The organism is Hymenobacter oligotrophus, assembly GCF_003574965.1.
GTDB lineage: Bacteria > Bacteroidota > Bacteroidia > Cytophagales > Hymenobacteraceae > Solirubrum > Solirubrum oligotrophum.
Window position 1 is genome coordinate 1,065,685 of the sequence record NZ_CP032317.1, and the last position, 11,554, is coordinate 1,077,238.

10 protein-coding genes are annotated in these 11,554 nt (G+C 60.0%); 1 reads left to right on the forward strand and 9 read right to left on the reverse strand.

Annotation, left to right across the window (positions count from 1 at the left end; translation table 11 throughout):
- Nucleotides 1-51 precede the first annotated feature (51 nt).
- The 8 genes from D3Y59_RS04485 to parS form a co-directional block, all read right to left on the reverse strand.
- On the reverse strand, nt 52-954 hold the full coding sequence (locus D3Y59_RS04485) for an energy transducer TonB (protein WP_119443966.1): 903 nt from the start codon (nt 952-954) through the stop codon (nt 52-54).
- A 127-nt stretch (nt 955-1,081) separates the two neighbouring features.
- The gene (locus D3Y59_RS04490; protein WP_119443967.1) at nt 1,082-1,492 is read right to left on the reverse strand and encodes an ExbD/TolR family protein; all 411 of its coding nucleotides are present in this window, start codon (nt 1,490-1,492) and stop codon (nt 1,082-1,084) included.
- Nucleotides 1,493-1,569: 77 nt separating this feature from the next.
- On the reverse strand, nt 1,570-2,139 hold the full coding sequence (locus tag D3Y59_RS04495) for a MotA/TolQ/ExbB proton channel family protein (RefSeq protein WP_205590871.1): 570 nt from the start codon (nt 2,137-2,139) through the stop codon (nt 1,570-1,572).
- Nucleotides 2,140-2,280: 141 nt separating this feature from the next.
- Nucleotides 2,281-3,405, reverse strand: coding sequence for an HU domain-containing protein (locus tag D3Y59_RS04500; protein ID WP_119443968.1), 1,125 nt, complete (start codon nt 3,403-3,405; stop codon nt 2,281-2,283).
- A gap of 132 nt (nt 3,406-3,537) precedes the next feature.
- Nucleotides 3,538-5,241 carry a TonB-dependent receptor gene (locus D3Y59_RS04505; protein WP_162910540.1) on the reverse strand — a complete coding sequence of 568 codons (1,704 nt, stop codon included), beginning with the start codon at nt 5,239-5,241 and terminating at the stop codon, nt 3,538-3,540.
- A 105-nt stretch (nt 5,242-5,346) separates the two neighbouring features.
- Entirely contained in the window at nt 5,347-8,559 is a 3,213-nt protein-coding gene (locus tag D3Y59_RS04510; protein ID WP_119443970.1) for a tetratricopeptide repeat protein, read from the reverse strand.
- Nucleotides 8,560-8,762: 203 nt separating this feature from the next.
- Nucleotides 8,763-9,218 (reverse strand): RES family NAD+ phosphorylase, encoded by a 456-nt coding sequence (locus D3Y59_RS04515; RefSeq protein ID WP_119443971.1) that lies wholly within the window; start codon nt 9,216-9,218, stop codon nt 8,763-8,765.
- Between the two features lie 15 nt (nt 9,219-9,233).
- On the reverse strand, nt 9,234-9,695 hold the full coding sequence (gene parS, locus D3Y59_RS04520; RefSeq protein WP_119443972.1) for a type II RES/Xre toxin-antitoxin system antitoxin: 462 nt from the start codon (nt 9,693-9,695) through the stop codon (nt 9,234-9,236).
- A 153-nt stretch (nt 9,696-9,848) separates the two neighbouring features.
- On the opposite strand from parS, the gene D3Y59_RS04525 reads away from it, so the two are divergent.
- On the forward strand, nt 9,849-10,376 hold the full coding sequence (locus tag D3Y59_RS04525) for a hypothetical protein (RefSeq protein ID WP_119443973.1): 528 nt from the start codon (nt 9,849-9,851) through the stop codon (nt 10,374-10,376).
- Nucleotides 10,377-10,418: 42 nt separating this feature from the next.
- Here the strand turns inward: D3Y59_RS04525 and holA are convergent, their stop codons facing one another.
- Entirely contained in the window at nt 10,419-11,474 is a 1,056-nt protein-coding gene (gene holA / locus D3Y59_RS04530) for a DNA polymerase III subunit delta (RefSeq protein WP_119443974.1), read from the reverse strand.
- Nucleotides 11,475-11,554 lie beyond the last annotated feature (80 nt).

Below are 11,554 nucleotides of genomic sequence, written 5' to 3' on the forward strand. Positions count from 1 at the left end.
AAACGCCGCGGGCCGGATAAATCCGACCCGCGGCGCTTGCTGAAGCCAAAATTACTTGCCGCCGATGCGGTAGGTAATGGTACCGGTGGCGCCGCCATTGCCGCTGCCCACGCGGCGGAAGGTGGCTTTGTTCTGAATCATGTCGCGGTAGAAGTTGGCTACGCGGGGTGTTACGCTGGAGCCCGTTACCGTTACCGACTCCACGTCGCCGTTCTCATCGATCTTGATTTTGAGCGTCACGAAACCTACTTCGTCGGAGGGGTCCTGGTCGTTGGGTTTGTTGTCGAAGGCCCAGCCGGGCATGTTGAGCTTGCCGCTGCCGAAGCCGCCGCCGCTGCCGCCGCCTTCGCCGGGGTCGCCGCTGTAGGCTTTGCCGCTGTACGTACCGCGGGGGTCGCCTTTGTCGCCTACCGTGCCGGGGTCGTCGCCGTTGTTGTTGCCGGCGGGGTTGTTGCTGGTGCCCATGGTGCCGTTGCCGCCTGTGTTGGCCGCCGCGCCCCGGGGCGTAAACACGGCCCTGGGATTTACCTTAGGCTTTTCGGGTTCGGGTTCCTTTACCGGCTCTTCGCGGGGCTTGGGCGAAGGTTTCTCTACCGGCGGAATCTTCACGTCGGTTTCTTCGGCCTCGCTCGTAACCACCTTCTCGGGCTGCGCGTCCTCGGTGGGCGTTACGGGCTGCCGGGCCTGCTGCGGCTCGGGGTCGGGCTGCTGGGCGGGCGGGCGGCTATCTTCCCGGCTCGGCGACTCGTTGGCCGGGGCCGAAGTCTGGTTGTCGCCAAAGCCGGTTTCGTCGAGGCCGTAGTTTAGCTCCACTCCGCCGCCGCCCGTCAGCACAATGTCCTCGGGCGGGTTTTTGAACACGATCAGGAAAAACAGCAAAGCCAGCAAGCCGTTCAGCACAACGGTGCCGATAAGGGCCTCGCGGCGGTGCTCGTGGCGAAATTCAGCGGCCATGGGCGGTGAATTTTGGAAGTTACTAGGTGATGTTGCGTCGGGTAATGTAAACAACGCGCCCCGGTGCGTCTGGGGTTCAGCTCACCGGGGCAAGGGTTGTACGGAGTGTGCAGGCAAGCCGCAGTGGTTATTTGCCGCCTGTTTGCTCGGCCGCCGTAGCCATTACCATCCGAATTTTAAGCCGGTTTCCGATTTCCAGGATGTCAACCAGCTTCTGCACGTTCAGCGACTTGTCCACGCGCAGCACGGCGGTGGGCGTTTCGAGGCCTTTTACGCGCGTGGCCAGCTCCTGCTCCAACTCTTGCGACGACACCGGCTTGCGGTCGATGAAGTACTGCCCGTTGCCATCTACCGATACGGTAATGGGCTGCTTCATGGCCTGCTTGCCCGAGCGGGCATTGGGCAGCATCAGCTTAATTACGTTGGGGTTCACCATCGTCGACACGATCAGGAAGAACAGCATCAAGAAGAACATGATGTCGTTCATCGAGCTGGTCTCGACGTGTGAGGAAAGCTTACGACGGCGGCTTAAATCCATCGGTACGTTTAGTTAGGCTTGAAATGCAGATGAGTGGCTTAGCAACAACCGTGCTCGGCCACTCATTCACTATCGCGCTAGTTGTCCTGCAGAATGTCCATGAACTCAATGGCCGAGTTCTCCATGCGGAACACCAGGCGCTCCACCATGATGCTGAGCCAGTGGTAGCCTACGTGGGCCACCATGCCCACAATCAGACCGGCGGCCGAGGTTACCATTTTGGTGTACAAACCGCCCGAAATTTGGGCAATGCCAAAGTCGCCGGTCGAGCTGATGGCGTAGAAGATGTTGATTACGCCGACGATGGTACCCACGAAACCCAGCATGGGCGCGATACCCGCGATGATGCCCAGGATGCTGATGTTCTTCTCGAGGCGGGCAATTTCTACTTTGCCTACGTTCTCTACGCTCGTCTCAATCTCCTTCAGCGGCAGGCCAATGCGGCGGATGCCCTTCTCGATCATGCGGGCCAGCGGCGAGGCCGTTTGGGCCGTCAGCATTTTGGCGCCCTGCAAATCGCCCTTCACCATTAGGTTCCGGATCTGGTTCATGAACCCCTCGGGCAGCGCGGCGGCTTTCCGGATGGTGAGGTAACGCTCCAGAATGATGTAAACCGAAACCGAGAACAGCAGCAGAATCGGAACCATGATCCAGCCCCCTGAAAGATGAGGTCGATTACCGAGAGCGAATCGGGCTGAGCGGCTGGAGCGGCCGCAGCAGTGGCGGCCGGGTTGGTGGTGGAGTCGGCCGCAGCGGTGGTTATCTGCAGCAGAAAGGGTTCGAACATGCTAATATGGGTAAACCTGAATTTCGTTGCCGAACTGCTTGCGCAGCGCCGGCAGGTTTCGCTGAGCAGTGGCTTTGTCGGCGAAATCGGCAACGGCAACGCGGTACTTTTTAGTATTTACCACGCCCCGATGCCCCCAACGCGGCATCAGAATTTTGGCGACGTGGCCTTTGCTGGCGTAGTTGCTCTGCACTTTTTCGGCACCCGCGAACGAGTTGAAAGTGGCTTTCACTACGTACCAGCGGTTCGAAACGCCCTTTACCAGCACGGGTTTGCCAGTTACAGCCGGGCGGCTTTCGGCAGCAGCTTTCGTTGCCGTAGCTACCGACGCAGCCTTTGGGCCCACCGTTGCAGCAGGCTTTGCTTTGGCAACGGGTGCTGGTGCTGCCTCTACGGGCTTGGCAATTTCGGGTTGTGCTTCGGGGGCTCCGTCGGGCACTACGGCTTCGGCCCAAGCCGGCGAAGCTAGGTTAGCGGCCTGAATGGGCCGAGCGGCTTCGGCATCACCTTTGAAGAAGCTTATCTTCCAGTTTTCCGGGATGTTACCTAGGCGCAGCGCAATCTGGTATTGAGCTGTCATCACCAACCCCAGCGACACCGCAAACAAGGCCGACGTGGCCAGTTTGCGCAGGCGGCTGCGGCGCACCGGCGCCAACACCGGCTCCGGTGCTTGGCGGCTCCGCTCGCGGGCCAGCACGGCGTCGGTTACGCGCACCGGGCGCGAGGTTAGCTCGGGCAAGCCAAAGCTGGCGGCCAGCAGGTTTTGCTGGCCCGTGAATTCAAAATCGAGGCCGCGGCCGGGGGCGCGGCGAAATACGCCAATGCCGGGCAGCTCCGTACGCTGCTGCTCATCTAGCTCCTGCTGCATGTTGGCCACGGCTTCGCGCACTTGCTGGCGCGCTTGCGGAGCCCCAATGCCGTAGTGGCGGCTAATGGCATCAACCAGCAACCCGTCGTTGCGGGTGAGCGATTGGTTGAAGGCCACGCGTTTGGCCGGCGGCGCCAGCGTATGGCGTACCGGGTGCAGGCGGGCGGGCTCGTAGTCCGCAATCAGGCCGCCAAAATCGGGGATAATTACACAGTCGTGGTCCCGAAGCAGGTGCTGAATGTGGTCGGTTAGCTGCAAAGTGTAGAGGTTAAGCGGTACGAAGCAGTTGAGAGAGCTGGGCCGGACAATCCCCTTTTTGCCACCCGAGCCGCCGTTCTGCCCACTTCGGTGGCAGCCCGGCGGCTCGGCAACGTGGCTGTTATCAGCTGATTAGAACTGGTAACCTAGGCCTGCCAGTATGTTTACGCCCTTGGTTGGATAATTCAAGAAACGCTCGTACTTGCGGCCTAGTAGGTTGTTGCCCAAAACAAAGAAAGACAGATTTTCTGAAAAGCGGTAATCGGCGCGCAGGTTCAGGTCGATTACCGAGTCGGTGGGCCGCACCACGTTGTTGAACTCTGCGGGGATTGTGGCAGTACGACGCAGCACCGAGCCGTAGCTCGAGCTCAGCACGTACAACTCGCCACCCAACATCAGCTTGTCAGCGGCGTTGTACGAACCGAAGAACACGCCCTGGAAGGCCGGCCGGTGATACGCTTTTTCCAGCGTCTTCACTTTGTAGCCGTTGTAGTCGAGCTTGGTACCTACCCGCACGCGTTCGGCGGCGTTGTAAATCAGCTCGCCGTGGATGTTTACCAGCTGGGTAGCCTTGGGGTCGTACACCAGGTCGAACTTGGTGGAGTCGCGGCGCGAGTTGTTGTAGAAGTACAGGTTACGGTCGTTGGCCAAGGTTACCTTCACCGAAGTTTGCAGCGAACGAGCCGGCGCGGCATTAAAGCCGAAAAACAGCGTCGGGCCGCGGCGGGTATCGGCCACGCGCTGGTTGGGGCCCAGCCAGGCATTTTCCTGCGTCAGGTCGTAGAGCGTAACGCGCTGCAGGCCGCCACCCAAGCCGCCGAACAGCACAAACTTGTCCTCCACTACCGCATAGCCCAGGCGCACGGCGGGCATCACCGAAACCTGGCTGGCATTGTTGATGGTGTCGCCGGTGTAGCCCAGCGTAGCCCCTACCGATACATCCAAGCGGCCCGCAATGTTCTGCTCGAACGCCGGCGTTAGCTGCACAAACGGGCGGCTCACGGTCAGCGAGTCCTTTTGCGAGATGAACGACAGGTCGCCATCGATGCGCACGCGGCCTTTCTCCGTCACGTAGTAAGCCGTGCGCAGTTGGGCGTACAAATCCGACTCCTTGGCCTTGAAATTGTCTTTCCAATAGCGGAAACCACCGGCCAGGTCGTACTGAAACTTGGCGTCCCGGTCGCGGTTGCGCAAGAACAGTTGGGCATCGGCGCGGTAAAACACCTGCTTGATGCTGTCTTTTTCGGGCTTGCGCTCGATGTCGGGATTGTAGCCGTAGAAGTTGGCCCGGTCGCGCCCTAGGTTCAGTTTGGCACCTAGGGTCGTGGCACCCCGGTACATCTCGCCGTTCAGGTTCAGGCGGCTTTGGCTGGTGGCGGAGTTTTTGCCATCAACCGGCCCACGTGCCGAGGACAAGTGGCGCAAGTCGAGCCCGAAGGCGTGATCTTGGCTGCGGGTGGTATGAAAGTGCGCTTGCCCCAGCAACGAGGCGTAGTTGCCCACGCCCACGCGGGCGTAGTTGCCTTGCAGCGGCTGCAGCTCCTCCTGCTTGATGGTGAGCACCCGCACCGAGGGGTTCAGGTTTTGGCTCGGCAGGCGAAAATCGGGGAAGGTGTAGCGAACGGTGCGGTCAGGCGTGGCAGCCGGGGGCAGCACTACCTTGTCGTAGTTGCGGGCCGCTTCGGGTAGCTGGTTTTCCCGCTCCTTCACAATTTCGATTTCCGCATCCTCGATTTTACCCCCGGTGCGCGGCTTGCCTGTTTGGGCCGCGGCGGGCACGGCTGCGGCCGCAAGCAGGGCCGCTAAGGTTAGGCGTTGGGAAGAACTAACGCTCATGTATGGCTTGGGCTTGGCGCCTACCTAGGCTTCGTGCGATGCTTCACACCAACCTAGACAGGCCATTCAAGTACAATTACTTATTCGTTGAAATCAGCTTCACTCCTACTCATCCGAGCCGTTAGCATCCTGCTCGGGTGCGGCCGTATCGGTGTTGGTGGTATCGGCAGGCTGCGTTAGCGACTGGCGCAGGTTGCCGAGCTTACCGGCCGGCTTGGCCGGGGCTTTGGTGCCGCTGGTCCCCGGCTTGGTAGTGGCAGGTTTGGTGCTGCCTTTGGGGTTGGAGGGGTTACTGGCTTCCAACGCGGCCAAGCGCTGCTTGGCCCCTTCTATCACCTCGGCCACCGGGAATTTATTCTCGATAAGCGAATTGAGCGTGGTGCGCGCCTGGAAGATTTCGCCCTGGTCTTTGTAGATGTCGGCAATCAGCAGAAAAGCCCGGCCCACCCACAAGTCGAACTGGCTAAAGCTGGTGTTCAGCTTGAAGGCGGCATCCAGCGCGGGCTCGTATTTCTTTTGCTGATACAGCACCTCGGCCAGCAGGTACTGGGCCTCGGCTCCGCTCACGTCGGTGGCTTTGGCGGCATTAGTCAGGCTGGTTACGGCTTGGTCGAGGTTGCCCGCTTTGTAATCGGCTTTGCCGATGTACAGCGTAGCCGTATTGGCCACCGTGGGCGTAGCGTTGCCTTCGGCGATTACCTCGTTGGCTACGCGGCTGGCACCGGCAAAATCGCCGGCTTCGTAGTAGCTGCGCACCACACCTAGGCCCGCCGTGGCCCGCTCGCGGCGGTTTTGGGTGGTCTGGCGCAGGCGCTCGTAGTACTTGGCAGCCTCGGCGTAGTTCTTGTTTTCAAACTCCAGGTCGGCCACGCGGCTTACGGCCCGGTTCAGGTACTCGCTCTTGCCTTCTTCTACCACGGCGCGCAGGCGCGGCAGGGCGTCCTGTTTGTTGCCGGTTTTCAGGTACGAGTCGGCCAGGAAGAACCGGGCATCAGCGGCCAGCGAGGTGTTGCTGTGCTGCTTCAAGTAGGTTTCGAGGCGCGGAATGGCCTGCGGGTACTTTTCGGCTAGGTAAAGCGACTTGGCGGCTTCAAACTCCACGCTCTCCACGGCTTTGTCGTCGGGGTTGGTAGCTTTGAACTGCGCCAAATACTGGTCAAATTCCTCCGTCTTGCCCAGCGACGACAAGCTTTCCTGCAAGCCATAGATGGCGTTGGAGGCCGCTTTGCTGCGCGGGTACTGCTGCAGCACCTGCTTGAAATCGGCCGCGGCCTTTTCGTGTTGCTGCAGGTTTTGGTAGGCAATGCCCCGGCGCAGCAGCGCCTGCGGCACCAGCGGCGAGTTGGGGCGGTTGCTCACCAATCGGCTGAAGCCCTCCACGGCCGGCTGGAAGTTGCCGTTCTCGAAATCGAGCTGGGCCTGCTGGTACACCGCGTCGTCGGCGTAGCGCGAGTTGGGCGAGGTGCGCAGCAGGGTTTGCAGGGTTTTGGCCGCGTCGTCGCGTCGGCCCATCAGCCCCAGCGTTACGCTCTTCTGGTAATAGGCAAAGTCCTTTTCGGCGGCGTTGGCCTGAATTACCTTGTCGTAGAGTTCCAGCGCCTGCGCGTAGTTTTTGGCTACGTAGTAGGTATCGGCCAGGCGCAGCGTGGCATCGTAGTAGTTGGGGTCGGTACCGGGCTTGGCATCTTTGTCCGATACGTACTGCTGAAAGTACGGGCGGGCCTGGTCGTACTTCTTGGTGTTGTAGTACGCGTAACCCAGGCCGTAACGGGCTTTCTGGTCGTAGTCGGTTTGGGCGGCGGCGCCGTCGCGGGCGGTGCGCAGAGCAGCGGTGTAGCTCTGGATGGCCTGCGGATACTCTTGGTTGAGGCTGTACACCTCGCCGCGCAGTACCTCGGCCGCGGCGCGCAGGGCGTCGTCTTGCGGGTAGCGCAGGCTCTTCTCGAGCAAGGGCTGCACCTGCTGATACTGCCCGTTGTTGTAGAGCGTAGCGGCCTGGTAGTAGGCTACGCGTTGGTACGTGGCGTTGAGCTTGCTGGTGCGTTCGTCGAGGCCTTCGAGGTAGCGCAGGGCCCGGGCGTAGTCGGTGCTGCTCAGGTAAGCGTCGCTCAGCAGGTCGTCGGCGGTGGCGCGGTTTTTCGAGCGCGGGTATTTCTTGCCGAAGTCTTCCAACGCCGATACAGCCTCGGCGGTGTTGCCGAGCTCGTAGCTTACCTGGGCGTACTTCAGGGCGGCGTTTTCGGCTACTTGCTTGTCGAAGTTGACTTTGCGGGCGGCGTCGAACGAGTTCAGGGCCTGCTGCTTGGCGTTGGTTTGCAGGTAGCTCAGCCCTAGGTGATACGCGGCGTTTTGGCCCAAAGAGTCGCGGCCGGCAGCCACGGTTTTCAGCGAGCCGATGGCGCCCTTAAAGTCGCCTTGCTTGAAGTTGGCGTAGCCGATTTTGTACTGCACCATCGGCTCGATTTTCTTCCGGCCGGCGGCGTATTTATCGAAGTACTCGGCCGCGCGGGCCCAGTCCTGCTTCTGGTAAAACGCATCGCCCACGAGCAGCTGAATCTCATCGGCCGATTGTGGCGGCGGCGTTTGGGCCAGCGCCTTGGTGCCGTACTCAATCAGCCCGTTCATGTTGCCCTCTTTGTAGTAAATCTGGCTCATGATGGCCGGTACTACGGGGCGGTAGGCATCGTTCTGCTCGGCCACGCCTAGGTCTTGGCGGGCCCCGGCGTAGTCGCCGGCACGGTAGGCCAAGTAGCCGGCGTAGTAGCTGCTGGCGTAGCGAAACTCGTGGTTGCCTTGCTTGTTGCGGTCGAAGATGAGTTTGGCCTTGTCGAACTCCTTCAGGGCAAAGTGGCTGTAGGCCTGCTTAAACTCGGCCTCGGCGCGTTGTTCGCCCGTGAGGTTGTCGGCCGCCACGCGGGCGAAGTAGTCAACCGCGCGCTTGTGGTCCTTCTTATCGAAGTAAAACTTGCCGAGCTCGTAGTAGGCCGAAGCCGCTTTGGGGTGCGCCCGGTTGTTTTCGGCAAAGGCCAGGATGCGGCCTTCCGAATCGGGATGCAGCAGGTACAGGCCGCTTACGGCAAAGTAATACTCGGCGTCGGCGGTACGGTCGCGCACGTCGCCGGTGCGGCGCGGCACGGTTTCGAGGTACTGCTGAAACGACGTTTGCGCCGCGCCGTACTGGCCGCGGTCGAACAGCTCGAGTCCCTCGAAATAGTAGCGTTCTTCGTTGGTGAACTTTTGGGTATGCTGGGCTTGCAGGGCCAGCGGCGTCGTGGCGCTGAGCGAGGCCGCCAGCGCCAGGCGAGGAAGTAACTTCATTGGCAGAGCGTAGCGAAGGGCGGGCCGCGCGGGCCCGGTTAAGCCAAAAGTAGGGAAAAATGCCTGCGGGTTGCGGCAGCTTGGCGTCTTTCAACGCTTATACGGCGGTATCTGGTATTCGACGCGGCCTGCCTAGGTCCGGAAAGCCAAACACCCACCCGGCACCTAGGCGCCGGGTGGGTGTTTTGGTGGGGCAGCTTGGGCTACACCTCGCCTTTAATCCGGGTATCAAACGCAAACTCCTCGCGGGCCACAATGCGGATGCGCGCAAAATCGGGGTGGCGGCTGTGCAGCAGGTAGTTGCTTTCCTGCGGCACAATCGATGAAGGCACGCGCAACACGGCCGAGCGGCGGGCCTCGTACCACGCGCTGCCTAGGGGCTGGCACACGGCGTAGCGGCTGGCTTTTTCCCAGCCGGCGGGTAGCTGCTCCAGCTTGATTTCCTCGATCAGCAAATCGTCGGGTACGTCAATCACCAGCACCCGAAATTGGTCGTTGAGGCCTTCGCCGCTGCGGTGCACCACGTTTTCGAGGCAAGCCAGGGCGCGGCTGCTGGCCGCGTAAATAACAAACTGGTCTTTGTAATTCCAGCGGGCGCGGTAGCCCGAGGCAAACAACCCATCGGCGTACTTGGCCAGGCAAATGCGGTAGAGCAGCACAGCTTGGGCGTGGGGTTACGATAAGTCGCCGTGGGCGATGCGCTGCAGCTCCTCGGTTACCAGATCGATGCCGCCGGTGGTTTCGAGCAATTTCAGGGGCACTTCGCCATCGAGGCCGTGGGCGGGTTTATCGAGCCAACGCAGAAAAGCCGCGGCTTCGCCGAACACCTCCACGCCTAGGTTGTAGAGGGCAATGATCTTTAGGGTCTTCTCGCTGCTGGCGGGGCTGAGCGGCTTTTTCTCCTGCGAGTAGTTGCGCAGGGTTTTCGTCGACAGCTCGTAAATGGCCTCCAGCTCGTTGGCTTGCAGCTGAAACGCCTCGGCTACTTCGAACGCGGTGGTGGCCGGCACGCCCTTGCGCGCCTCCAGTACGAGGGCAAACGCATCTTGCCCGGTACGGCCCCAAGCCGCCCATTTCTTGCGGAGCGCTACGGGTAGCGCCGCCAGGTCTTTGTGTTTGGTGCTTGCCGTTGTCATAGGTGTGGTTGTAATTGCGCCGAAACTTATGGAAATTTTTCCTTCTAACGCGGAAAAATTTCTTTTGGGTTCCCTAAATCGAAACTCAAGCGCCCTGCTATGATAGAGCGTTCAGACCAAAGGGACACGAGAGGACTTACCTAATTTGCTATCATGAAAGAACTAGTCAATGCCATTATCAACGCACACCTAGATAAAGTACGTGTGTTGGTACGGACTAACCCGGAGTTGCTCACACAACAGACACCAAACGGTTACACCCCTGTGGAATTGGCCAAGGCCAAAGGACACAAAAAAATTGAAACAGCAATTGCCCGTGCTACAGGCGTGCCAGAGTGCTATACTGCTGACGAGTTGCGTCAGTTACTCGTCGACTACGTCGCTTGGCTCAGCGAGGAATACTACGCCGCCGGTTGGTATGACTCTATTGAATATAAATTATGGGCGTTGGTAATACACGACAAATTGGAGTGCACCCATCAGCAGTGGTGGAGAAAGCGTATCGGCACCGAAGAACTAGCTGATTTGAAGTTCCTTTCCGAACGAACCCAAGCCTGGGCCATGTGGAACGATGAACATCCAAACGACCCGGACGCAGAGGATGTCTTGGTCGTGGCTTTGATAGACTGGCAACCAATGTATAACGCTTGGAGAGCTAAGCACCTGTCTTCCCGAACTTAGGATAACGAAGCACGTTATCGGCTGTCGTATGCAATAGTCTACTTACCCCACCATCACCGCTACTGGCACTTGCGGGTGCAGTATCATAAACACCAATTCCTGCAGGATATCTGCCTCCGACATCGAGCCCGACTCCACGCCTTTGCTCTGCAAATCGGCGCGGCGGATCAGGCGGATGATGTCGCGGGTGCGTTGGTATGGAAACACCTTCAAGGCCTGCTGGTACTCTTTCTGGGCGTAGCTGTTGGCCACACCTATCTTCTTCCAATCGGCCGGCGAGGGGTTGGACAGGGTGTGCAGCTGCAACAGGCGCAGGAAGAAGTTAAACAGCAGCGTGAGGTTGGGAATAAGCGGGTTATCCTTGGGGTTGAGGGCAAAGTGCTGCACAATGCGGTTGGCCTTCAGCACATCGCGCATGATGAGCGCCTTCTGCAGCTCGAAGATGTTGTAGTCTTTGCTGATGCCCACCATGCGCTGCACGGTGGCCGCGTCGATGGGCTGGCCGGGCTGCAGGTTGAGCTCCATCTTCTGGATTTCGCCCAGCAAGCGCCCTAGGTCGGCGCCGATGTACTCGCTCAGCAGCTGCACGGCCTCGTCGTGAATGGGGCGCTGGCGCTGCTTCATGGTATCCTTCAACCACTGCGGCACTTGGTAGTCGCGCAGCTTATCGGAGGTGAGCAGCACGGCGTGCTCGGCCATGATTTTGCCGAGCTTCTTGCGGCCGTCGAGGCACTTGTGCTTGTGGGCCAGCACCAGCACGGTGCTGGGCAGCGGGTTTTTCAGGTAAGCCTCCAGCATAGTTTGGCCCGCATCGGCTTCGAGGCCGGGCAGGTTCTGGGCTTCCTTTACAATCACCACGGTGCGCTCGGCCATCATCGGAAAGCGGCGCGCTTGCCCAAGCACGGTGGGTATGTCGGTATCCTTTCCGTAGAGCACCACTTGGTTGAAGCCCTTGTCGGCTTCGCTCAGCACGTTCTTCTCGATAAAGTCGGAAACCAGATCGATGTAGTACGGCTCTTCGCCTTGCAGAAAGTACACCGGCGCAAACTGCCGCTTTTGCAGCTGCTGCATGATTTGGTCGGCGGAGAGCTGAGGCATGGGGTAAGCTGGGTCGTCGTCGTGTGGGTGAAGGCCGCTGCAGCAACCTAGGGCAATGCAGCACTTGCAAAGGTAACCTA